The sequence below is a fragment of the Luteimonas sp. A478 genome (assembly GCF_054052025.1).
Map to the genome: position 1 here is coordinate 310,486 of NZ_JBSVRF010000003.1, position 22,802 is coordinate 333,287.

The 22,802-nt window shown below is 68.1% G+C and carries 20 protein-coding genes, 1 other RNA gene and 1 riboswitch; of the genes, 15 read left to right on the plus strand and 6 right to left on the minus strand.

The window, feature by feature from the left end; translation table 11 throughout:
* Positions 1 to 9: 9 nt before the first annotated feature.
* The 4 genes from gspD (at position 10) to pncB (ending at position 5,313) form a co-directional block, all read left to right on the plus strand.
* Complete coding sequence (gene gspD, locus ACW7G3_RS07965) at positions 10 to 2,271, plus strand: type II secretion system secretin GspD (RefSeq protein WP_456982169.1); 2,262 nt, start codon at positions 10 to 12, stop codon at positions 2,269 to 2,271.
* Between the two features lie 6 nt (positions 2,272 to 2,277).
* Positions 2,278 to 3,153, plus strand: a complete 876-nt coding sequence (locus ACW7G3_RS07970; RefSeq protein ID WP_456982404.1) for a glycosyltransferase family 2 protein — start codon at positions 2,278 to 2,280, stop codon at positions 3,151 to 3,153.
* The gene (locus ACW7G3_RS07975; RefSeq protein ID WP_456982171.1) at positions 3,150 to 4,073 is read left to right on the plus strand and encodes a glycosyltransferase family 2 protein; all 924 of its coding nucleotides are present in this window, start codon (positions 3,150 to 3,152) and stop codon (positions 4,071 to 4,073) included. Before ACW7G3_RS07970 ends, ACW7G3_RS07975 begins: the two co-directional genes overlap by 4 nt.
* Positions 4,074 to 4,137: 64 nt before the next feature.
* Positions 4,138 to 5,313, plus strand: coding sequence for a nicotinate phosphoribosyltransferase (gene pncB, locus ACW7G3_RS07980; RefSeq protein WP_456982172.1), 1,176 nt, complete (start codon positions 4,138 to 4,140; stop codon positions 5,311 to 5,313).
* 329 nt (positions 5,314 to 5,642) lie between these two features.
* Here pncB and pyrF read toward each other — a convergent pair whose 3' ends face one another.
* Together pyrF and ettA are read right to left on the minus strand one after the other, a co-directional pair.
* On the minus strand, positions 5,643 to 6,479 hold the full coding sequence (gene pyrF, locus ACW7G3_RS07985) for an orotidine-5'-phosphate decarboxylase (protein WP_456982174.1): 837 nt from the start codon (positions 6,477 to 6,479) through the stop codon (positions 5,643 to 5,645).
* A 55-nt stretch (positions 6,480 to 6,534) separates the two neighbouring features.
* A complete protein-coding gene (gene ettA, locus ACW7G3_RS07990) occupies positions 6,535 to 8,196 on the minus strand; it encodes an energy-dependent translational throttle protein EttA (RefSeq protein ID WP_456973693.1) in 1,662 nt (553 codons plus the stop codon).
* Between the two features lie 190 nt (positions 8,197 to 8,386).
* Here ettA and glyA point away from each other — a divergent pair, with 190 nt between their 5' ends.
* From glyA to thiL, 8 genes are all read left to right on the plus strand, one after another.
* The gene (gene glyA, locus ACW7G3_RS07995) at positions 8,387 to 9,655 is read left to right on the plus strand and encodes a serine hydroxymethyltransferase (RefSeq protein WP_456982176.1); all 1,269 of its coding nucleotides are present in this window, start codon (positions 8,387 to 8,389) and stop codon (positions 9,653 to 9,655) included.
* Between the two features lie 18 nt (positions 9,656 to 9,673).
* On the plus strand, positions 9,674 to 10,213 hold the full coding sequence (gene nrdR, locus ACW7G3_RS08000) for a transcriptional regulator NrdR (protein ID WP_456982178.1): 540 nt from the start codon (positions 9,674 to 9,676) through the stop codon (positions 10,211 to 10,213).
* Positions 10,214 to 10,267: 54 nt separating this feature from the next.
* On the plus strand, positions 10,268 to 11,374 hold the full coding sequence (gene ribD, locus ACW7G3_RS08005) for a bifunctional diaminohydroxyphosphoribosylaminopyrimidine deaminase/5-amino-6-(5-phosphoribosylamino)uracil reductase RibD (protein ID WP_456982180.1): 1,107 nt from the start codon (positions 10,268 to 10,270) through the stop codon (positions 11,372 to 11,374).
* A gap of 109 nt (positions 11,375 to 11,483) precedes the next feature.
* A riboswitch (FMN riboswitch) is annotated at positions 11,484 to 11,683 on the plus strand.
* 133 nt (positions 11,684 to 11,816) lie between these two features.
* Entirely contained in the window at positions 11,817 to 12,422 is a 606-nt protein-coding gene (locus ACW7G3_RS08010) for a riboflavin synthase (RefSeq protein ID WP_456982182.1), read from the plus strand.
* A gap of 198 nt (positions 12,423 to 12,620) precedes the next feature.
* Entirely contained in the window at positions 12,621 to 13,724 is a 1,104-nt protein-coding gene (gene ribB, locus ACW7G3_RS08015) for a 3,4-dihydroxy-2-butanone-4-phosphate synthase (RefSeq protein ID WP_456982184.1), read from the plus strand.
* 75 nt (positions 13,725 to 13,799) lie between these two features.
* Complete coding sequence (gene ribH, locus ACW7G3_RS08020) at positions 13,800 to 14,267, plus strand: 6,7-dimethyl-8-ribityllumazine synthase (protein WP_456973681.1); 468 nt, start codon at positions 13,800 to 13,802, stop codon at positions 14,265 to 14,267.
* Positions 14,264 to 14,725, plus strand: coding sequence for a transcription antitermination factor NusB (gene nusB, locus ACW7G3_RS08025; RefSeq protein ID WP_456973679.1), 462 nt, complete (start codon positions 14,264 to 14,266; stop codon positions 14,723 to 14,725). Before ribH ends, nusB begins: the two co-directional genes overlap by 4 nt.
* A 46-nt stretch (positions 14,726 to 14,771) precedes the next feature.
* Complete coding sequence (thiL, locus tag ACW7G3_RS08030; RefSeq protein WP_456982185.1) at positions 14,772 to 15,740, plus strand: thiamine-phosphate kinase; 969 nt, start codon at positions 14,772 to 14,774, stop codon at positions 15,738 to 15,740.
* A gap of 115 nt (positions 15,741 to 15,855) precedes the next feature.
* On the opposite strand, the gene ACW7G3_RS08035 is transcribed toward thiL, so the two are convergent.
* The 4 genes from ACW7G3_RS08035 to ACW7G3_RS08050 form a co-directional block, all read right to left on the minus strand.
* A complete protein-coding gene (locus tag ACW7G3_RS08035; RefSeq protein WP_456982187.1) occupies positions 15,856 to 17,010 on the minus strand; it encodes a MalY/PatB family protein in 1,155 nt (384 codons plus the stop codon).
* Between the two features lie 7 nt (positions 17,011 to 17,017).
* Complete coding sequence (locus ACW7G3_RS08040) at positions 17,018 to 18,322, minus strand: APC family permease (RefSeq protein WP_456973663.1); 1,305 nt, start codon at positions 18,320 to 18,322, stop codon at positions 17,018 to 17,020.
* A 102-nt stretch (positions 18,323 to 18,424) separates the two neighbouring features.
* Entirely contained in the window at positions 18,425 to 18,808 is a 384-nt protein-coding gene (locus ACW7G3_RS08045) for a YraN family protein (RefSeq protein ID WP_456982188.1), read from the minus strand.
* The gene (locus ACW7G3_RS08050) at positions 18,805 to 20,169 is read right to left on the minus strand and encodes a penicillin-binding protein activator (RefSeq protein WP_456982189.1); all 1,365 of its coding nucleotides are present in this window, start codon (positions 20,167 to 20,169) and stop codon (positions 18,805 to 18,807) included. The genes ACW7G3_RS08045 and ACW7G3_RS08050 overlap by 4 nt, the downstream gene beginning before the upstream one ends.
* A 122-nt stretch (positions 20,170 to 20,291) precedes the next feature.
* On the opposite strand from ACW7G3_RS08050, the gene rsmI reads away from it, so the two are divergent.
* The 3 genes from rsmI (at position 20,292) to rnpB (ending at position 22,429) form a co-directional block, all read left to right on the plus strand.
* A complete protein-coding gene (gene rsmI / locus ACW7G3_RS08055; protein ID WP_456982190.1) occupies positions 20,292 to 21,155 on the plus strand; it encodes a 16S rRNA (cytidine(1402)-2'-O)-methyltransferase in 864 nt (287 codons plus the stop codon).
* A gap of 1 nt (position 21,156) precedes the next feature.
* A complete protein-coding gene (locus ACW7G3_RS08060; RefSeq protein WP_456982191.1) occupies positions 21,157 to 22,065 on the plus strand; it encodes an alpha/beta hydrolase in 909 nt (302 codons plus the stop codon).
* Between the two features lie 11 nt (positions 22,066 to 22,076).
* An RNA gene (gene rnpB, locus ACW7G3_RS08065) (RNase P RNA component class A) lies at positions 22,077 to 22,429 on the plus strand.
* Positions 22,430 to 22,802 lie beyond the last annotated feature (373 nt).

Below are 22,802 nucleotides of genomic sequence, written 5' to 3' on the forward strand. Positions count from 1 at the left end.
GTGCATCCCATGAAGCCATCCGTCCTGTCCAAAGCAGCACTGGCCGCCCTGCTCACCACCCTGCTGGCCGCCTGCGCCACGCCGGTGCCGCATATGCAACGCGGTGGCACTGCGGGCATGCCCGAGCCGGTGATCCGCAGCAGCATCGAGTCCGAGCCGCTGGAGGAATCCGGCCCGCCCCAGGCGCAGCTGCGCTATGGCAGCGGACACACCATCAACCAGTCCGCCGCCAGCGCCCCCCGACCCGGCCTGGCCGCGACCAGTGGCGAGTCCACCTTCAATTTCGAAGGCGCGCCCGTACACGCGGTGGTCAAGGCGATCCTGGGCGACATGCTGGGACAGAACTACGTGATTGCCCCCGAAGTACAGGGCACGGTGACCCTGGCGACGCCGCGCCCGGTGAGCGCTTCGGGCGCCTTGAGCATGCTTGAGATGGTGCTGGGCTGGAACAACGCCCGCATGATCTACAGCGATGGCCGCTACAACATCGTGCCGGCCGAAGGCGCGATGGCCACCGGTACCGTGGCCCCGCGCACCGGTGCTGCGGTGGATGCGCGCGGCTTCGAGGTGCGCACCGTGCCGCTGCGCTACATCTCGGCCACCGAGATGGAAAAGGTGCTCGAGCCCTACGCGCGGCCGGACGCCATCGTCAGCGCAGACAACGCACGCAACGTGATCACCGTGTCAGGCAGTCGCGCGGAGCTGGAGAACTACCTGCGCACCATCGAAATATTCGACGTGGACTGGCTGGCCGGCATGTCGGTGGGCGTGTTCCCGCTTGAGTCCGGGCGCGCCTCGGAGGTGGTCAGCGACCTGGAGACCGTGTTCGGCGAGGACAGTGGCTCCCCGGTGGCGGGCATGTTCCGCTTCATGCCGCTCGATGGCGCCAACGCGATCATGGTGATCACCCCGCAGCCGGCCTATCTGGGCGAGGTGCAGCGCTGGCTGGAGCGGATCGACAGCGCCGGGCGCGATGCGCGGCTGTATTCCTACGAACTCAAATACATCAAGGCCATGGACCTGGCCGACCGTCTGGCCGAGGTGTTCGGCGCCGGTGGCGGGCGGATGGACGATGGCAGCGCCTCGCTGATGCCGGGCCTGCAATCAAGCAGCCTGCGCAGCAGCGGCGTGGGCGGACGCGGTAGCAGCCTGCCGGTGGGTGGTGGCGAGTTTGGCGACGACTCCCGGCGCCGCGGTGGCGTGGACTCTCAGGGCCGGCGGGGCGGCATGGCCAGCGGCGGCCAGCTGCAGCTGGGCGAAGCGGGCGTCGGATCGGGCAGCGTGACCCTGGAGGTCGACGGCGACCAGGTCGGCGTATCCGCGCTGGAAGAGACCAATACCCTGCTGGTGCGGGCCACCTCGCAGGCGTGGAAATCGATCCGCGAAGTGGTCGAACGCATGGACGTGATGCCCATGCAGGTGCACATCGAGGCGCAGGTGGTCGAAGTGGCGCTGGACGGCGTGCTGGAGTACGGCGTGAACTGGTTCTTCGAGCGTGCGGTGACCGATGTCGGGCTGCCGAACGCGGTCAACCGTACTACCTGGAGCACGCTGGCCGGCAACGTGACCGGCACGACGACCGGCGCCGGGGCGGCGGGGCTGGGCTGGACCTTCCTCGGCCGCAATGCGGCCGCGATCATCTCGGCGCTGGACGAGGTAACCGACCTGCGCCTGCTGCAAACCCCTTCGGTATTCGTGCGCAACAACGCCGAGGCCGAGCTCAACGTGGGCAGCCGCATCCCGGTCAACTCGGTCTCCATCAACCCGGGCATGGGCAGCGACACTGCCTTGTCCCAGGTGCAGTACCTGGATACCGGCATCATCCTCAAGGTGCGTCCGCGGGTGACCCAGGACGGCATGGTGTTCCTGGATATCGCCCAGGAAGTCAGCTCGCCGCTGGGCGAGGTGGACGAGCGCGGCAACGTGCGCATCGATACCCGCTATCTGAAGACCGAGGCCGCGGTGCAGTCGGGCGATACGGTGATGTTGGCCGGGCTGATGAGCGAGGGCTCGGTGCGTGGGTCCACCGGCGTGCCGGGGCTGAGCCGGATCCCGATATTCGGCAGCCTGTTCGGCCAGCAGCGGATCCGCAACGAGCGCAGCGAGGTGATCATCCTGCTGACCCCGACGATCGTGCGCAATCCGCTGGAGGCGCGCCGGCTGACCGATGAGTACGGTCGTCGCTTCCGTGCCATGGAGCCGATGTACGAGCGCGAGGCCGCTGAGGCAGCCGAGGCCGCGCGCGCCGCGACGCCGCCCAGCGACGACTGAGTCGGGCTGGTGTCCGGACTGCCGGTTGTCCTGCTGCCGCTGGGGACTGATGACGATGCGCTGGATGCCTGCCTGGCCGCGCTGGATGCGGGTACGCCCGCAGGGACGCGGGTGTGGCTGGCAGATGACGCGTGCGCGGGGCCGCGGGGATTGGCGATCGTGGAACGGTGGCTGGCCGGCACCCGCCTGCGTGCGGACTACAGTCGCCGCCAGCGCGGCATCGGTGAGGCAGGGCACCTGGGCGAAGCGCTGAAGGCCTGCGGTGATGCCGATGTGGCGGTGCTGGCCCCCGACGCAGTCCCGGCGCCGGGCTGGCTGGAGGAGCTGGCAGCCTGCTTCCAGCGCGATGCGGCCGTGGCCACGGCCACGCCCTGGTGCAATGCCGGGGAGGCGACCGCGTGGCCACGCATCGGCGAGATTGATCCGATCCCGTCCGACCTGGACCGCATCGCCGACGCCTGCGCGTTGCTGCCGCCGCTGTATCCGGAGCTGCCCTCGGCCGTCGGCCACGCGGTGTTGCTGCGCGGCAGCGCCCGCCAGCGGGCCGGCGGGCTGGATGGCTCCAGCTACCGCTCCTGGTATGCAGCGCTGATTGACCTGTCGCTGCGCCTGTCGGGTCTCGGCTGGCGCAACGTGCTGTGTGAGAGAGCCTTCGTGGCCCGCGGTGGAGAGGGCGGACTGGGCGATGGCGATATGCATGCACTGGCCTCGCGCTGGCCGGACTGGCATCCGCGGCTGGCCGGTTTCATCATGCGTGACCCGCTGCAGCAGACCCGCGCACGGCTGCAGGCGGCGCTCGCCGAACTGGCGGCGCTGCCGCCGCAGCGCGAACTGTTTGCCGGACTTGATGCAGTCGTCGAGGTTGGGAACGCGGAAGAATGAGCGTGCAGAACGACAGGCGTGAATGCGCCGATACGGTCACCGCCGTGGTGGTCACTTACCAGAGCGCTTCAACGATTGACGAATGCCTGCAGCGACTGCGGGCGGCGGAGTCGGTGGCCGCCGTGCGGGTGGTCGACAACGGTTCCAATGACGGGACCATGGCAATCGTCCAGCGGCACGCGGCCGCCGACCGGCGGGTGCGCTTCATCGCCAATCCGGACAACCCGGGGTTCGCCGTGGCTTGCAACCAGGGCGTGGCGGCAGCGGGTGACGAGAGCGGCAGCTGGGTGGCCATGGTCAATCCCGATTTGATGGTGGAGCCGGATACGTTTGTGCGAATGACTGCCCTGGCGTGGGAACATGACGAGCCGGCGGCTGGCGACGGACTGCCACGCGTGCTGCTGGGGGCGGATCTGGTCGGAGAGGATGGCGCGCGGGATCCTGCGGCGCGGCGGCGTGAGCCGGACTTTGTCGCCATGCTCCGCGGCGTGCTGGGCGGCGGCAGTACCGCCACCACAATGGCCATCACCCCGGATGACAGCCAGCCGCTGCAGCCGGTGCAGGCGATATCGGGCGCGCTGATGCTGATGCCGCGCGCGCTGTATGAGGAGCTGGGCGGGTTTGACGAAGGCTACCGCCTGCACGCCGAAGATCTCGATCTGTGCCGTCGCGCGCGTGAGGCCGGGGCGCTCATCGGCGTGGCCAATCCGGCGCGGGTGATGCACGTGCGCGGGGTGTCGAGCCGCTCGCGGCCAGTGTTCGTGGAGTGGAACAAGCATCGCGGCCTGGGCCGCTACTTCAGGCGATTCGAGGCGCCCAAGCGCTCGCTGCCGGTGCGCCTGGCGGTGTATGCGATCATCTGGGCCCGTTTCCCCATCGCCGTATTGCGGGCCGTCAGCCGCTCGCAGGGCGGAGCCTGAAGCACCGGCGAGTCCGACGGCGCAGCCGCTGACAAGGCCGCCGCGGGGCCCATCCGAGGACGCCATGCCGGTCATTGAATCGCTGCTCGATACCGATCTCTACAAGCTCACCATGATGCAGGCGGTGCTGCACCAGCATCCCGGCGCGCACGCGGTGTATCGCTTCCGCTGCCGCACGCCCGACGTTGATCTGGCCAAGCACATGGAGGCGATTTCGGCGGAGATCGATGCGCTGTGCAGTCTCCGTTTCACCCCGGAGGAATTGGACTACCTGGCCGGGCTGCGCTTCATGAAGCCCGATTTCATCGATTTCCTCGGCCTGTTCCGATTGGATCGCAAGTACGTCTCACTGCGCCGCTCGGATTCGGAGCAGGGCGGGATCGAGCTGGAAGTCACCGGGCCGTGGCTGCACACGATCATGTTCGAGGTGCCCTTGCTGGCCATCATCAGCGAGCTGCACATGGCCCACGGGGCCGGGCCGGAAGTGCGGGTGGAGGGACTGCGCCGCTTGCGCGACAAGGCCGCCCAGCTGCGCGAAGGGGTTGGCTATGAGGATTGCCGCATCACCGACTTCGGCACCCGCCGGCGCTACTCGCGCGCATGGCACGGCGAAGTGGTGGAGATGCTGGCTGATGAGCTGGGGCCGAAGTTTGCCGGCACCAGCAACCTGGATCTGGCCCGCCGGCTGGGCATCAATCCGCAGGGAACCATGGCCCATGAGTGGCTGCAGGCATTCCAGGCGCTGGGCCCGCGGCTGCGCGATTCGCAGAGCGCCGCCTTCGACAATTGGGCGCGCGAATACCGGGGTGACCTCGGCATCGCGCTGACCGACGTGATCGGACTGGATGCCTTCCTGCGTGATTTCGACCTGTATTTCTGCAAGCTGTTCGACGGCATGCGCCATGACTCCGGCGACCCGTTCGAATGGGGCGAGCGCATGATCGCCCACCTGCAGGGCTACCGGCTTGATCCGAACACCAAGGTGCTGGTGTTCAGCGATGGCCTGGACATGGATCAGGTGATGCGCCTGTACGCGCGTTTTCGCGGGAGGACGAAGATGTCGTTCGGCATCGGCACCAACCTCACCAACGACCTGGGCGTGACGCCGCTGAGCATCGTGATGAAGATGGTCCGCTGCAACGGCCAGCCGGTGGCCAAGCTCAGCGACTCGCCGGGCAAGACCATGTGTGATGATCCAGGCTACCTGACCTACCTGCGCCAGGTGTTCCAGGTGGCCTGACGCGGATACGGATACGGAAGCGGCCGGCGCCGGGGTCATATGGTACCGCCGGCTATGCCCACGGGCCAGGGTGGGCATGGTATCGCCGGATGTGCCAACGGGCCGTACGGTATCGCCCGTGTAGGAGCGCGCCATGCGCGCCATGCGCGCGAAGCCGCGTGAATCATGGTCCGCGGGTCGTTGTGGGCCGCGTGCGGTAACCGGAACTGCACCGCGTGGGGTAGAGGTTCCGCCGGCCACGGCGTTGTTGCCGACGCCTCGGCGGGACCCCCGGAATTCACGCGGCTTCGCGCGCATGGCGCGCTCCTACGCGGTGCCAGTCCGGCGGTTCAGGCGGAGCGGAAGCGGTTGATGGCGTCGCGCAGGTCGCGGGCGGCCGCGGCGGCGGCTTCGGCGTAATCGTCACCGGCGGAGGCATAGAGGATTGCGCGCGACGAGCTGATCACCAGCCCGGTGCCATCGTCGCTGCGGGCATTGCGCACCACTGCTTCCACGTCGCCGCCCTGTGCGCCCACGCCGGGTACCAGCAGTGGCATGTCGGAACCGACAATTGCGCGCACTTCGCGCAGCTGATCGGGCCAGGTGGCACCCACCACCAGGGCGCAGTTGCCATTGCCGTTCCAGTCGCGGGCGATGGTTTCAGCGACGTGCTGGTACAGCGGGCGCTCCCCGCCATCCGCGCCGCGGACCGGCAGGTCCTGCAGGTCGGCGGCGCCAGGGTTGGAGGTGCGGCACAGGATCACCACGCCGCGGTCGGCGCGGTCGAGGAAGGGCTGCAGCGAATCCCGGCCGAGGTACGGGTTGGCGGTCACCGCGTCTGCGCCGTAGCGGTCGAAGGCCTCGGCGGCGTAGTGCTGTGCGGTCGAGCCGATGTCGCCGCGCTTGGCGTCCAGGATCACCGGCACGGCCGGATGCGCCTGGTGCAGGTGCGTGATCAGCCGATCCAGCGCGTCTTCGGCGCCGAGCGCGGCGAAGTGCGCGATCTGCGGCTTGAACGCGCAGGCGAACTCCGCCGTCGCATCGGAAATGTCGCGGCAGAACGCGAAGACGGCGTCCTGATCGTCGGCAAACTTGGCCGGGAACTTCGCCGGCTCAGGATCCAGGCCCACGCAGACCAGTGTGTTCGCAGTGCGCCAGCGGCTGCGCAAGTTGTCGATGAAAGTCATGCCGGTGTCCACCGTCCCGCAAAAGGCGCCCGCGTTGTCCGCGGGCGCGCCAGGGTCACTTCAGCGCCTTGAACCGCAGCCGCTTCGGACCCGCGTCATCGCCCAGGCGACGCTTCTTGTCTTCCTCGTACTCGCGATAGTTGCCCTGGAAGAACTCCACGTGCGAGTCGCCCTCGAACGCCAGGATATGGGTGGCGACGCGGTCAAGGAACCAGCGGTCATGGCTGATCACGAAAGTGTTGCCGGGGAACTCCAGCAGCGCGTCTTCCAGGGCGCGCAGGGTTTCCACGTCGAGGTCGTTGGACGGTTCGTCCAGCAGCAGCACGTTGCCGCCCTGCAGCAGGGTCTTGGCCATGTGCAGCCGGCCGCGCTCACCGCCCGACAGCGTGCCCACCATCTTCTGCTGGTCCTGGCCCTTGAAGTTGAAGCGGCCCAGGTAGGCGCGCGACTGGATCTCGATGCCGTTGATATTGAGGATGTCGGCGCCGCCGGAGACTTCCTGGAAGACGTTGTGGTTGCCTTCCAGCTTGTCGCGGCTCTGGTCCACGTAGGCGATGTCGACCGTCGGACCCATTTCGATCGTGCCCGAGTCAGGCTTCTCCTGGCCGGTGATCATCTTGAACAGGGTCGACTTGCCGGCGCCGTTGGGGCCGATGATGCCGATGATCGCCCCGGGCGGGACGATGAAGCTCAGGTCGTCGATCAGCAGGCGGTCGCCAAAGCTCTTGGAGACGTTCTTGAACTCCATCACCTTGGTGCCCAGGCGCTCGCCCGGCGGGATGAAGATCTCGTTGGTTTCCTGGCGCTTCTGGTAGTCGACCGACTGCAGCTCCTCGATCCGGGACAGGCGGGCCTTGCCCTTGGAGCGACCGCCCTTGGCGTTGCTGCGTGCCCACTCCAGCTCTTTCTGGATCGCCTTCTGGCGGGCCTTCTCCGAGGATTCCTCGCGCTTGAGCCGGTCTTCCTTCTGCTCCAGCCACTGGGTGTAGTTGCCCTTCCACGGAATACCGCGGCCGCGATCCAGCTCCAGGATCCATTCGGCGGCGTTGTCGAGGAAGTAGCGGTCATGGGTGACCGCCACCACGGTGCCGGTGTAGCGGGCCAGGAACTGCTCCAGCCATTCGACCGATTCGGCGTCCAGGTGGTTGGTGGGCTCGTCCAGCAGCAGCATGTCGGGCTTCTGCAGCAGCAGCTGGCACAGCGCCACGCGGCGCTTCTCGCCGCCGGACAGCTTGCCGATCACCGCGTCCCAGGGCGGCAGGCGCAGCGCGTCGGCGGCCACTTCCAGCTGCTGTTCCAGGGTGTTGGCGTCGCCGCTGGCCAGGATTGCCTCCAGCCGCTCCTGCTCCTTGGCCAGGGCGTCGAAGTCTGCGCCTTCCTCGGCGTAAGCGGCATACACCGCGTCCAGCGCAGCCTGCGCCTGGAACACTTCGCCCAGGCCCGCCTCGACCGCCTGGCGCACGGTGTGCTCCGGATCCAGCTGTGGCTCCTGGGCCAGGTAGCCGACCTTGATCCCAGCCTGCGGGCGCGCCTCGCCTTCGAAATCGGTATCCACGCCGGCCATGATCCGCAGCACCGTGGACTTGCCGGAGCCGTTCAGGCCCAGCAGGCCGATTTTGGCGCCGGGGAAGAAGCTGAGCGAAATGTCCTTGATGATCTGCCGCTTGGGCGGCACCACCTTGGACACCTTGTTCATGGTGTAGATGTATTGCGACATTGGGGGGCTCCGCAAGCGAAAACCGGCCCGTGGTAAGACGGACCGGGAAAGGTGTCAGGATCTGGACATTATAACTGGGGTCGGGCCGCAGGTATCACAACCGGGCCGATCGCGGCCGGGCGGGCGCCGCCCGCAGCGGCCGAAAAGCTACAATCAGTCCATTCCCCCCGCCCCGACCAGGAGAAGTTGAATGTTTCCCAAAGACGCGCGCATCGAAGGCTACGATCCCGAGCTGGCCGCGGCCATCGCGGATGAGGGTCGGCGGCAGGAAGACCACGTGGAGCTGATCGCTTCGGAAAACTACGCCAGCCCGCGGGTGATGGAAGCGCAGGGGTCGAAGCTGACCAACAAGTACGCGGAAGGCTATCCGGGCCGGCGCTACTACGGTGGCTGCGAGTATGTGGACGTGGCCGAGCAGCTGGCGATCGACCGCATCAAGCAGCTGTTCGGCGCCGACTATGCAAACGTGCAGCCGCATTCGGGTTCGCAGGCCAACCAGGCGGTGTACCTGTCAATGCTCTCGCCCGGCGACACCATTCTGGGCATGTCGCTGGCGCACGGCGGCCACCTCACCCACGGCGCCAAGCCCAATATCAGCGGCAAGCTGTTCAACGCCGTGCAGTACGGCGTGGACGACGCCGGGCTGATCGACTACGACGAGGTCGAGAAGCAGGCGGTCGAGCACAAGCCCAAAATGCTGATCGCCGGGTTTTCCGCCTACTCGCAGGTGATCGACTGGGCTCGCATGCGCGCGATCGCCGACAAGGTTGGCGCGATCTTCTTCGTCGACATGGCCCACGTGGCCGGGCTGATCGCCGCCGGCGTGTATCCCAACCCGGTGCCGCACGCGCACGTGGTCACCTCCACCACCCACAAGACCCTGCGCGGACCGCGCGGCGGCATCATCGTCGCCAGCCGCGAAGGCGCGGGCGAGATGTACGACGACATGTGCAAGAAGCTGCAGTCGATTGTGTTCCCGGGCCTGCAGGGCGGGCCGCTGATGCACGTGATCGCGGCCAAGGCGGTGGCCTTCAAGGAGGCGCTGGAGCCGGAGTTCAAGACCTACCAGCAGCAGGTGGTGAAGAACGCCCAGGCCATGGCGAAGACGATCATCGAGCGCGGCTACCGGATCGTGTCCGGCGGCACCGAGAACCACCTGATGCTGGTGGACATGATCGGCAAGGGCATCACCGGCAAGGCTGCCGAGGAGGCGCTGGGCCGGGCCCATATTACGGTCAACAAAAACGCGGTGCCGAACGATCCGGAAAAGCCGTTCGTCACTTCGGGCCTGCGCATCGGCACGCCGGCGGTGACTACCCGCGGTTACGGCGAGCAGGACTGCGTGGATCTGGCCAACTGGATGTGCGACGTGCTGGACGCGCCGGCGGACGAGGAAGTGATTGCCCGCGTGCGTGACCAGGTCACCGCCCAGTGCCGCAAGTATCCGGTGTACGGCTGATCCCGCCCGGCGGGCCTGATGCACTGCCTCTTCTGCCAGCACGTTGATACCCGGGTGATCGACTCGCGCGCCTCGGAGGATGGGGCCACCATCCGCCGCAGGCGTGAGTGCGAGGCCTGTGGCGAGCGCTTCTCCACCCTGGAGACCATCGAGCTCAAACTGCCTGCGGTGATCAAGAGCGATGGCCGCAGGGAGGCGTTTGAAACGCGCAAGTTGCGGCAGAGTTTCGACCGGGCGCTACACAAGCGCCCGGTGCCGGAAGAGCAGGTGGAAGCGTCGGTGCGGGCAGTGGTGCATCAGCTGCGCATGACCACTGAACGCGAGGTGCCGTCGCGGCGGATCGGCGAGTTCGTGATCGCCGAGCTGCGCAAGCTCGACCATATCGGTTTCGTGCGTTTCGCTTCGGTGTACCGCTCGTTCCAGGACGTGGCTGATTTCCGCCATGAACTGGACCGGCTGGAGCGCGATTCGCCTGACGAAGGCCAGCTGCCGTTGCCGGGGGTAGGGGGCGAAGTTCTGCCCGCCGACCCCGGCGCCGCCAAGGGCCGCAAGCGCTGAGGGCGCACGCCGCAACGCAATGACATTCCTGATCCGGGGCAAAAGGCTGTTTCCATGACCAATCAATTCAGCGCGACCGATCACGAGATGATGGCGCGCGCGCTGCGCCTGGCCGAGCGCGGCCTGTACACCACCAAGCCCAATCCGATGGTGGGCTGCGTGCTGGTCCGCGACGGTGAAGTGGTGGGGGAAGGCTGGCACCAGCGCCAGGGCGAGGCGCACGCCGAGGCGCTGGCCCTGGAGGCCGCCGGCGAGCGCGCCCGTGGCGCCACCGCCTACGTGACCCTTGAACCCTGCGCCCATGCCGGACATACCGGCCCGTGCGCTGATGCGCTGGCGGCCGCGGGCGTGGTGCGGGTGGTGGCGGCCATGCGCGATCCTTTCCCGCAGGTGGACGGCAAGGGTTTCGGGCGTCTCCAGGCCGCCGGGATCGAGACCGTCTCCGGGCTGATGGAGGCGCAGGCGCGCGAGCTCAACATCGGCTTTGTTTCCCGCATTGAGCGGGGTCGTCCCTGGGTGCGGGTGAAGCTGGCCATGAGCCTGGACGGGCGCACCGCGCTGGCCAGTGGCGAATCCAAGTGGATCACCGGCGAAGCCGCGCGGGTGGATGGCCATCGCTGGCGCGCCCGCGCCGGCGCCATCCTCACCGGCGCAGGCACCATCCTGGCCGACGATCCGCAGCTGACCGTGCGCCTGGGCGATGACACGCCGTTCGTGGCGCCCATCCGCGTGGTACTGGATCCGGGCCTGGCCACGGTGGCCCGCGGCCGGGTGCGCGAGGGCGATGCGCCCACCCTGTACCTGCACGCCCCCGACGTAAAGCCGCCGCGCGACATGTCAGCGTCCCGGGCGGCGGTGCCGATGAACAACGGCATGCTGGACCTGAACGCCGTGCTGCAGCTGCTGGTGGAGCGCGGGGTCAACGAGGTGCACGTGGAAGCCGGCGCCACCCTGGCCGGGGCGCTGCTGTCGGCGGGGCTGGTGGACGAGCTGCTGCTCTATGTGGCCCCGATGCTGTTGGGCGACAGTGCACGGCCGCTGTTTGCCGGGCTGAAGGTGGAAGACATGGCCCACCGCTACTGCCTGCGCGCCGCTGAAACCCGCAAGCTCGGCGACGACCTGCGCATCCGCCTGCGGCCCGTGCCGCAAGGCGGGCCCTGAGCTCCTACGCCCGGGGGGGGGCTGCGGGCGGAACGCGGCGTTCCGGGCCGGGCGTCGGGCTCGGATGGTAGAATTCCGCTGCCGGTTCGCCGGCACTCAAACCAACCAGAAACGTCTTCAGGGCGGGGTGGAAGTCCCCACCGGCGGTAGGCGCGGCGGCCGGAACGGCGTCCCGCAAGCCCGCGAGCGCCTGTGGTGCAAACCGCAGGGTCAGCAGATCCGGTCCAATGCCGGAGCCGACGGTCCGGGAAGCGGCGGTGGGCAATGCCCGGCACCGGTTCCCCACAGTCCGGATGAAAGAAGACCATTCGTGCGGCCGTGAGCCGCGCGCGTGTCCTGCGCCCGGGACGTTTTTCGCCACCAATGCGGGAAACGCCATGTCCTGTTCCATCTTCTCCAGTGTTTTCATTGCGCCCCGTCCGAGCGGGCAGGGGTGCGCCTGATGTTCACCGGAATCATCGAAGGGGTGGGCCGGCTGGCCGCCCGTGAGCCGCGCGGCGGCGATGTGCGCCTGGTGGTGGAGGCCGGCACCCTTCCGTTCGAAGCGGTGCAGCTGGGCGAGAGCATCGCCGTCAACGGTGTCTGCCTGACCGTGGTGGCGTTCGACGCGGCCTCGTTCCAGGCCGATGTGTCCAACGAAACCCTGGCGCTGACCACCCTGGGCGGACTGTCGCAGGGTGCCGCGCTGAACCTTGAGCGCGCCATGCGGCCGGATGACCGCCTGGGCGGGCACCTGGTCAGCGGTCATGTGGACGGCGTGGGGCACGTGGACCGGATTGAACCGGACGCCCGCGCCCAGCGCTGGCGCTTCACCGCACCGCCCGCCGTGCTCCGCTATGTGGCCATGAAGGGCTCGATCTGCGTGGACGGCGTCAGCCTGACCGTCAACGGCGTGGACGATTCCGGCTTTGAAGTGGCACTGGTTCCGCACACCGTGGAGCACACCCGTTTTTCCAGCACCGGCGTTGGCGATCCGGTCAATCTGGAGGTGGACCTGATCGCCCGCTACGTCGAGCGCCTGATGTCCGCCCCGCAGCCTCCCCCGTAGGAGCGCGCCATGCGCGCGAAACCGCGTGACGCCTGGCATTGAAGCGTGCCGTCGGCCACCGCGCAGGTTTCGACGCCTCGGCATGCCGCCCGGATTCACGCGACTTCGCGCGCATGGCGCGCTCCTACGAATGATCCGCCAGCGTGCCCCAGCCCCCGGGCCCACGATCCCCCTTAACGACCCGACTCGAGACCTGATATGCCCTTCTCCCCGATCCCTGAACTGCTAGAAGAACTCCGCGCCGGCCGCATGGTCGTCATCGTCGACGACGAAGACCGCGAGAACGAGGGCGACCTGATCATGGCCGCCGAACTGGTGCGCCCTTCCGACGTCAACTTCATGGTCACCCACGCCCGCGGCCTGGTGTGCCTGTCGCTGACCCGCGAGCGCTGCGCCCAGCTGGGCCTGCCGCCGATGGTGCGTGACAACACTTCCTCGCACCACACCAACTTCACCGTCAGCATCGAGGCGGCCGAGGGCGTGACCACCGGCATTTCCGCCTACGACCGCGCCCACACCGTGCGCACCGCGGTCAAGCCGAACGCTGTGCCGGCCGACCTTGCCCAGCCGGGCCACATCTTCCCGCTGGCTGCGCAGCCGGGCGGAGTGCTGAACCGCGCTGGCCACACCGAGGCGGCCGTGGACCTGGCCATGCTGGCGGGCCTGGAGCCTGCCGGCGTGCTGGTCGAAATCCTCAACCCTGACGGCACCATGGCGCGGCGCCCGGAGCTGGAAGTGTTCGCCCGCGAACACGGCCTCAAGATGGGCTCGATCGAAGAGCTGATCCGCTACCGCCTGGCCACCGAGCACACCGTGCAGCGGATGGACGATCGTGAGATCCAGACTCCTCATGGTCCATTCCGGCTGGTGACCTACCGCGACCAGCTCAGCCACGGGCTGCACTTTGCCCTGGTGCGTGGCACCCCCGATCCGGAACATGTCGCGCTGGTGCGGGTGCAGCCGCTGAACCAGCTGGCTGACGCGCTGCACTGGCAGCGGGCCGATTTCGGCCTCAGCGTGGGCGGGGTGCTCGAGTTGCTGGCCGCCGAGCCGAGCGGCGCGCTGGTGCTGCTGGAAGAGCGCGCCGATGCCGATGCGCTGCTGGCGCGCATCCGCCAGACCCCGGAGCCATCGGGCACAACGCGTGGCAGCGACCTGACCGAGTGGCGCCGCAACGGTGCCGGCAGCCAGATCCTGTCGGACCTGGGCTTCGGACGCCTGCGCGCAATGGGCACCGCACGCAAGCAGGTGGGGCTGCCGGGCTTCGGTCTGGAGGTGGTTGAATACGTGGATCCGGCATAACCGGAACCCATGCCGCCGCCGGCCCCGGCCGGCCCATGCACTAGACTTGATCCCCCCTCCCGGAGCCGTATCAGCATGACCCACTACGAAGGCGACCTGCGTGCCCCTCCCGGCGCACGCTTTGTGATCATCGCCAGCCGCTGGAACCCCCGCATCACCGATACCCTGGTGGCCGGGGCGCGTCGGGCTTTCGCCGCCAACGGCGTGGACGAAGAAGCGGTGGACGTGGTCCGGGTGCCTGGAGCCTGGGAAATCCCGATGGCCGCCAAGCGGCTGGCCGCTTCCGGCGGCTATGCGGGCGTGGTGGCACTTGGCTGCGTGATCCGCGGCGATACCCGCCATTACGAGCAGGTGGCGGACGGTTGCAGCGAAGGGCTGATGCGGGTCGCGCTGGATACCGGGGTCACCGTGGCCAACGGCGTGCTGGCGGTGGAAGACGCGGAAGACGCGGAGCGCCGCGCTGGTGGCTCCCACGGCAACAAGGGTGAGGAGGCTGCACTGGTGGTGATCGAGATGGCGGAACTGATGGAGAAGCTGGCATGAACAGGCCACGTCGTCCTGATGGAGTGGATCCCGCGCAGCGCACCCGTGCCCGCCGGCGCGCGCTGCAGGCCATCTACACCTGGCAGGTGGCGGGTGGGCGCAGCCAGGAGGTGATCGCCCAGTTCGCCCATGAGCAGGCCCATGAAGTCGCCGATCTGGAGTACTTCGAGGATCTGGTGCGCGGCGTGTTGACCCACCAGGCCGAGCTGGATGCCTCGCTGCAGCCGTTCCTGGACCGCAAGGTGGAAGAGGTGGACCAGATCGAGCGGGCCATGCTGCGCATTGCCGCCTACGAGCTGCAGCATCGCCTGGATGTTCCGTACCGGGTGGTGATCGACGAGGCGCTGCGCACGGTCAAGCGCTTCGGGTCCGAGCACGGCTATACCTACGTCAACGGCGTGCTTGACCAGGCGTCGGCCCAGTGGCGCGCGGCCGAGGCGCAGGCGCCACGCCGCTGAGGTCAGTGCCTGCCGCCTCTGGCGGCAGTTGGATGGAGGGCAGGCGGTGGAATTCGATCTGATCGCTCGTATTCGCGCCCGTGCCGCGGCCCGCGCCGATGTGGTGCTGGGCATCGGCGACGATTGCGCCCTGTTGCAGCCGCCCGCTGGCATGCAGCTGGCGGTTACCGCGGACACCCTCAACGCCGGCGTGCATTTTCCGCAGGACAGTGTCCCCGGCGACATTGGCTGGAAGGCACTGGCGGTCAACCTGTCCGATCTTGCCGCCATGGGGGCCGTGCCCGTCTGGTGCCTGCTGTCGCTGTCGCTGCCCACGTCAGACGAGAGCTGGGTGGACGCCTTTCTGGATGGGTTCCTGGGCCTTGCGGCGATGCATAACGTGGCGCTGGTGGGCGGCGATACCACCCGCGGGCCGCTGTCGATCGGCGTCACCGCGCACGGCCTGGTCGCGCCGGGATCTGCGCTGCGGCGCAATGATGCGCGCGATGGTGACGACGTCTGGGTCAGCGGCCAGCTGGGTGATGCCGCAGCGGCGCTTGCCCTGATCTCCGCAGATGGAACGAACGCACCGTCTACTGCCGTGGCAGCCGCGCTGCGCGCACGGCTCGATCGCCCCGAACCCCGCGTGGCCCTGGGCCAGGTGCTGGCGGGGGTAGCCAACGCGTGCATCGATGTGTCAGATGGCCTGCTGGCTGACCTGGGCCACGTGTGTGCTGCCAGCAACGTTGCCGCCCGCATCAACGTGGATGCGCTGCCATCTTCGGCGGCGCTGGATGCGCTGGATCTGGATGCAGGCCGGCGCCGGGCCCTGCAGGCAAGTGGCGGGGATGATTACGAACTGTGCTTCACCGCTCCGCCCGCGCGCCGGGAAGCAGTGGCTGCGGCCGCCGCCGCCGCAGACGTGACCGTGACCCGGATCGGATCCATCCATGCCGGCACGGGGCTGCAAGCCTGGGACGCGGACGGCGTGAAATGGACGCCGCCGCGCTCCGGCTACGTCCACTTTTCCAGCTAAGTACCCCGGCAGGCTGGGACGGCCGGGCCGGATTTATTCTGATTTTGATCAATGCGTGCGTGAGGGACGAGGTCCAGCATGACTGCGTCGCCGGTCCCCGGCAGCGCTGCAGGCGTCAGGCGATGGCCCGGGCCATGCGCGCCAGCGCCTCGCCCAGGATGGGGCGGGGCAGGGCGAAGTTGAAACGGACGAAGCCGGTGCCGGCCTCGCCGCAGTCGGCGCCGTCGGTCAGTGCCACGCCGGCGCGGTGGAACAGCCGCCGGGCCGGGCCTTCCAGCTTCAGCGGCCGGCAGTCCAGCCACGCGAGGTAGGTGCCCTCTGGCGCGGTGTACCCGATCCCCGGCATGTCCGCCGCCAACGTGGCGGACAAAAGCTGGCGGTTGCCTTCCAGGTAATCGATCACCGAATCCAGCCAGGCCCCGCCGTGCCGATAGGCCGCGGTGTTGGCAATTACCCCCAGGGTTGCGGTGGCGTGCCCGGCCAGCGGATGCATGCGCCGCCAGGCGGCGAGGTCTTCCGGGTTGCTGAGGATCAGCTGCGCACACTTGAGGCCGGCCAGGTTCCACCCCTTGGATGCCGAAGTAGCGGTGATGGCCTGCTGTGCGGCGGCCTCGCTGATCGAGGCATAGGGGATGTGCCGATGCGGGGCAAAGACCAGCGGCGCGTGGATTTCGTCACTGAAGACCCGTACGCCATGGCGGCCAGCGATATCGCTCAGCTGCTTCAATTCCTTGCGGGTGAATACGCGGCCGAGCGGGTTGTGCGGATTGCACAGGATCAGCAGCCCGGCGCCGTCGGCGAAGGCCGCCTCAAGCGCATCGAAATCGAACTTCCAGCTGTTATCGGTCTGCCGCATCGGCACCTGCACCACCTCATGCCCAAGCATGCGCAGCAGCGGCAGGAACGGCATGTAGTTGGGCGTGGGCAGGACAACCTTCATTCCCGATGGAAGCAGGTGGCGCAGGGCCAGTTCCAGCCCGGTGAGCACGTCGGGCAGCGGCTGGATCCAGGCTGGATCGGGCGCCCAGCCGTAGCGGTCGCGGTGCCAGTCGCTGCAGGCCTCTGCCAGGCCGCTGGTCAGGCTGTCGCCCAAATACCCGATCTGGCCGCGATCAAGCGCGTCGCGCACCGCAGCCATCACCACCGGCGCCGTGCCGAAGTCCATCTCCGCCACGAAGGCGCCGATGCAGTCCGGAAACGCGTTCCACTTCAGCGCGCCGCTGTCGCGCAGCTGTTCCATAGTCAGGGCGTCGAAGGCCTCGTGGCTCATGGCATTGTCAGCGGATGCGGCGGCGGGAAAGGTAGAACAGGGTGCCGATGCCGATCGCACCGACGGCTGCCAGCAGGTTGGTCGTGCTGGCACTGAACAACAGGATCACCGACAAGACCAGGGCCAGCACCGGGATCACCGGACCACCGGGCAGATGGAACCCGTCTGCCGGATCGCCGTAACGGCGCCGCAGTACCAGCACGCTCGCCGCGGTGGCGATGTATCCCAGCAGGCGGGTGACCATCGACAGCACTGCCAGGGCCACGAACGAGCCGGTGAGTGCCAGTGCCAGCGCCAGCACGAACTGGGTGGCAATGGCGGCGGCCGGAGTGCGGAACCGCGGATGGATGGAGGCGAGGTAACGCGGTCCGTAGCCGTCCGCCGCCAGCGTGTGCAGGAAGCGTGGCCCGAGCAGCATCGTGTTGTTGTTGGTGCCGAGGATCGACAGCGCCGCGCCCACGGTGAGCACGAAGGCCATGCCCTCGCCACCGAACATTGCCGCGGCGTCCGCCAGCGGCGATGCGGAGGAGGCCAGGTCCGGCAGCAGGCCCTGGGCCACCATCTGCACCGCGGCGTAGACCAGGGTGACCACCACGATCATGGTCAGCAGGGCGAACGGCACGTTGCGTTTGGGGCTGTGGTACTCGCCCGCCGCCGCCGGCACGTTCTCGAAGCCGGCGTAGGCGAACAGCAGCAGCAGCGCGGCCTCGCCCAGTTGGCCATAGTCCTGCGGCCCCGGCCCGCCGAAGGCCAGGCCCCAGTCCATATGGAAGAGGCCGATGAAAATAAACAGCAGCAGCGGCACAAGCTTGCACACCACCAGCACCACCGCCGCGCGTGCGGCCCAGCTCACGCCGATGATGTTGATCGTGGTCAACATCAGCAGCGAGCCGGCGATCACTGCGGTGCGGCCTGGCCCGGCCGTGGCCGCGGGCTCCCAGAAGCGGGCGATGGCATCGGCCAGGCCGTTGCTCAGCGATGCAGCCACCACCACCCGGGTCAGCCAGATGGTCCAGCCGATCTGGAAGCCGACGAACGGCCCGAACGCCTCCCGCGCGTACAGGTAGCTGCCGCCGGGCTGGTCGAAGTAACTGGAGGCCTTGGCGTAGCACAGCACCAGCAAGCCCACCGTTATGCCTGCCAGCAACACCGCCCAGATGCTGAAAGAGCCCAGCATGGCGAATGCCGCCGCCGGCAGCAGGTAGATGCCGCTGCCCACCACATCGTTGATCGACAGGCCCACCACCTGCCAGCGACCGACTGCGCGCAGCAGTGCCGGCTGCGGCCTGTTCTCCCCCTGGGTGCTGCTCATGCGATACCGGTAACCGGTACGGAAAGGATCATGCGCCTGGCCTGTATTCGGATCGGCGACATTGTAGGCACAGTTGTGAAGAAGGAAGGCAGCCCCTGCAACTCAGCCGTCCACGCGGAACGCGTCGCGGATCCAGTCCAGCGTGGGCGCATCCGGATCGCCGCTGGCGTCGATCACGTCAAAGCGGCAGGGCACGTCCGCGTACTGCCGGTGCGCGAGCAGGAACAGCTGGGCGGCGCGGATGATCCGGCGCTGCTTGCGCCAGTCCACGGAATCCGCGCCGCCGCCGTAACTGCTCGAGCGGCGATAGCGCACTTCCACGAATACCAGAATTGAAGTGCCGGAACGCTCGCGGTCCAGCATCACCAGGTCCAGTTCGCCCAGCCGGTAATTGGCGTTGGCGGCCACCGGGCGCAGCCCGGCAGTGATCATGTGCTCGCGGGCGGCCGCTTCCACGACCGCGCCGCGTGCACGGGTGCTGCTCAACCGCCGCCCAGCGGCACTACGTGGCCGCCGCTGAAAGTGGCCCAGGCCGGAGTGCGCTGGATGTTGCCGAAGCCGTCGATGCGCAGGGTACCGGTGGCGCCGCGCAGCTCGGCGTCCGTGCCGGTGACCAGGCGTTCCATGAACGCGGTCAGGAGCCAGGCGTCGTAGCCGAACGAGAACAACCGCTGCGCGGGCCCGCGGGCCGTGGGCAGGGTGGACGCCACGGTCGATGCCATCGGCAGGCCGGCCACCCCGCTGGAAGCCCAGCGCTCGGTGGGGAAGGCGATGCCGTCCAGCGCCGCGTCACTCTGGGTGTTGCCGCTGGCGAACAGCTGCGAGGTGCCGACGCGCGGGCGGGTCGCGTAGCCGGCTTCCACAAGCTGGGGCGCGATGGCCCGGGCCTCACTACCGCGCAGGGCCAGGAACACCGCCTGGGCGCCTTCCTCCTTCAGCATCGCGTTGCGCAGGGCTTCGACCATGTCGGGCGGGGTTTCACCGATCACCACCAGCAGATCGCTCACCTGGCCACCACCTGCTTCAAGCTGGCGGCGGAACGCCTCCACGCTGCGGCGGGCGCTGTCGTCGCCACCGCTGAGCACCAACACCCGTTGCACGTTTTGCCCCAGCAGATGGTTGGCCGCGGCAATGCCGTCGTCCTCCGGTGCCATGGCGAAGCTGAAGCTGCCGGTGGGGGTTTCGTCACCGGCGCGGTTGAGTGCCAGCACCGGGACCGACAGCCGCGCCGGGTCGGCCAGCACCGCGGCCACCCCGCCACGGGTCAGCGGGCCGAGCACGTAGTCGGAACCTTCCGCCACTGCGCGTGCATAGGCACCCACGGCGCCGGAAGGCGTGCCCATGGTGTCGTAGAACACCACTTCCGGCCGCGCGCGGCGTTCGCCGTAATAGCCGGCCAGCAGGCCGTCGCGCACCGGCGAAGCGGCGGCGGCAGCGCTGCCTGACAGCGGCAGCAGGACCGCCAACCGCAACGGCGGCCGGTAACTGTCGTGATCGGCGGGCGGACGGTTGCCCGCCTGTACGTTCCAAAGCAGGGACAGATCGAACGGGCGCGGAAGCGGCAGGCCGCGGGCCATCAGGGCCCTGCCGACGAAGCTGTACAGCGGATCGCCTTCCGCCAGCGCCGCGGCGCCGCGGGCCAGGGTGTCGTCGTCCAGCTGGGCCAGCAGGCGCTCGATATCGCCGGCATTGGCGGCACGCGCCTCGCCGCTGAGCGACTGGTGGGTACGGGCCAGCTCGGTGGCGGCCGCCAGCTCGGGATGTGCGGGCTGGGCCGGCACGGCAGGGCCGCTGACCTGGACCGAGGTACAGCCGGCCAGCAGCAGGGCTGCCAGGAGGAGGGCCATCCGAATCGCCTGTACGCGCATGGTTTCCATGTCCATTGGGGATATCGCCCGCGATTCTACCGTTCTGGCGCCGCCCGGCCCATGAAGGCGATGCGGCGCCGTCGCACTATGATGTCGCCATCATGCCTGCCCAATCAGCCAGCGACCCTTCCCGGGGCACCCTGTTCATCGTTGCCACGCCGATCGGCAACCTCGAGGATCTTTCACCCCGCGCGCAGCGGACCCTGGCCGGTGTGGCCGCAGTCTGTGCCGAAGACACCCGCCACACCCGGCGGCTGCTGTCGCATTTCGGCATCGAAGCAGAGCTGGTGGCGCTGCACGAACACAACGAGCAGTCGCTCGCCGCACGATTGGTGCAACGATTGGAGGCAGGGGAGTCGCTGGCCCTGGTCAGCGATGCCGGCACGCCGCTGGTCAGCGATCCGGGCTTCCGTCTGGTGGCCGCCGCTCGTGCCGCGGGGGTCAAGGTTAGCCCGGTGCCCGGCCCCAGCGCCCTGATCGCTGCGCTGAGCGTGGCCGGCCTGCCGAGCGACCGTTTCGCTTTCGAGGGCTTCCTGCCGGCCAAGCCCGGCGCCCGCCGCGAGCGCCTGCAGAAACTGGCCGGCGAACCCCGCACCCTGTTGTTCTACGAATCCTCGCACCGCATTGCCGATGCGCTCGAAGACATGGCCGCGGCCTTCGGCTCCGCGCGGCGTGCGGTGCTGGCGCGCGAGCTGACCAAGCTGTTTGAAACCGTCCTCGACGGAAGCCTGGAAGAACTTCACCAGCGGGTCCTCGCGGACGCGGACCAGCGCAAGGGCGAATTCGTGCTGGTGGTGGAAGGTGCCGGCGACGATGCCGAGGCAGCCCTGGCCGAAGGCCGCCGTGTCTACGCCCTGCTGGCCAACCACATGCCGCCCTCATCCGCGGCCCGGGTTGCCGCGGAAATCACCGGTGCACCGCGCAAGGCGCTGTATGGAACCGTTCAATCATCCAGGGAGGGGTGAAGTGTTCAAGAGTCTGATCCTGATGGCCGCCGCGCTGCTGCTTTCCGGTTGTACCTTCACCTATCGCGAGGCCTATCTGGTCAGCCCACGGCCTGACCAGGCTCCGGAGCTCGATGTGCTGCGTGAGGAGTTCCCGGATCACCATTTCCGGGAGGGCCGCATCGACGCCGGCAGCGCCTCTCTCTACACGCTCGCCATGACCCATCCCGATGCGCGGGCCACGGTGTTGTATTTCGGAGGCAACGGTTACCGCACCGGGCGCTCGGCACCCTACAGCGCAAGGGTCTATGCCCCGTTGCCGGTCAACCTGGTGCTGGTGGACCACCGCGGCTACGGCACCAGTACCGGGAGTCCGGGCGTGGATGCGCTGATGGGCGATGCGCTGCGTGCCCACGACCACGTGGCTGGCGATGCCTCGTTGCAGGCGCTGCCTTTGATCGTGCACGGCCAGTCGCTGGGCAGCTTCATGGCCGGTCATGTGGCTGCCAACCGGCAACTTGGCGGCCTGGTCCTGGAGAGCAGCGTTACCACTACTTCCGACTGGGTGGCTTACCAGCGTTCGCGCCTGCCATGGTGGAAACGCATGTGGGTACGCAGGATCGATCTGGAAGGAAGCCTGGCCGAGCAGGGCAATCTGCCGGTGGTGGTGGCGCTGGATGAGCCGGTGCTCTTCGTCGTGGGCGAGGATGATCCCGCTACGCCGCCGGAGTTCACCCGCCGGCTGTACGAAGCCACCGCGCTGCCGGATTCCTGCCGCAGCCTGCTGGTGGTGCCCGGGCGCGGTCACAACGATGCCACCCGTTCGCAGGCGTTCGCCGATGCCATGACGGCATTCGTCGCCCAGATCGCCGAAGAAAATCCTGCCTGCCTCCCGGTAGGAGCGGCGCGGGAGGGGCTCAACGTGGGATAATGACCGCTGGCGGAGTCGGCCGGGCAATCGCGTCATCCCTTCGGGGGTGCCGAGGAAAGTCCGGGCTCCACAGGGCACGGTGCCAGGTAACGCCTGGGCGGCGCGAGCCGACGGAAAGTGCAACAGAAAGATACCGCCGAACGGTCCTCCGGGATGCGTGGCAAGGGTGAAATGGTGCGGTAAGAGCGCACCGCGAGCCTGGTAACAGGCCGGCACGGCAAACCCCACCGGGAGCAAGACCGAATAGGGACCTCATGGCGTTGCCCGCGTCGGGTCCGGGTAGGTTGCTTGAGCGTATCGGTGACGATGCGCCTAGAGGAATGGTTGCCCACGACAGAACCCGGCTTACAGGCCGGCTCCGCCAGCTTTTTCATGGGCTACGCCCATGAAAAACCCAAAGTTTGCAAAAGCAAACTTTGGGCCCCGCTTGTACTTCCAGACCCCCACTCGCGCCGCTGGCGCGAGTCGCCCCCTGACTCAGGGGGCTGCGGGCGCGTAATTTGCGCGAATTGACCGTGACGATGGTCACGGTCGGGGGCATTGCGTCTCTATCGCAACTGCTGCTGAGAATGGCGCTGGTCTCAAAATTTGAGGCTAAACAGCAGCTTGTGGATAAACCTTGAACAACTCTGTGAACAGTTTCGCAAGTCATTGACCTGCCTGATGAATTTTCCCGCGGCCGCTTGTTGACAACCCCCAGCTCGGGTCATAAGGTGGCGGTGCGTGGGATTACCGGG